Below are 410 nucleotides of genomic sequence, written 5' to 3'. Positions count from 1 at the left end.
CTTCGTGCTGTTCCTGCCGCTCGGCATCTGGGGCGAGGTGCTGGCGCGCCTGAGGAGGGCCGGATGGTGAGCGCCGCCCCGGTCGCCGCGCCGGCCAAGGCGCCGAGTACGGCGCCGCCGCTCCTCGCCACGGAGGGGCTCGGCAAGCGGTTCGGGCATTTCCGCGCCCTGTCGGACGTGACGGTCGCGTTCCCGGAGGGCGGCATCACGGCGATCATCGGGCCGAACGGGGCGGGCAAGTCGACCTTCTTCAACCTGATCTCGGGCGCCTTCCCGCCGAGCGAGGGCCGCGTGCTGTCCCGCGGGCGCGACATCACCGGGGCGGCCCCGCACGCCTTCGCCCGGATGGGCATCGCCAAGTCGTTCCAGATCACCAACGTCTTCCCGCACCTCACGGTGCGCGAGAACGT

At 72.7% G+C, this 410-nt stretch carries 1 protein-coding gene; it reads left to right on the top strand.

Annotation, left to right across the window (positions count from 1 at the left end; translation table 11 throughout):
• Positions 1-63: 63 nt before the first annotated feature.
• Positions 64-410, top strand: a 347-nt coding sequence (locus ACLBX8_RS31640) for an ATP-binding cassette domain-containing protein (RefSeq protein ID WP_447716410.1), incomplete at its 3' end; no start/stop codon positions are given.

It is taken from the genome of Methylobacterium sp. D48H (assembly GCF_053345715.1).
The sequence above is the reverse complement of the archived record's forward strand: the minus strand, read 5'-3'. Positions and strand labels throughout refer to the sequence as shown.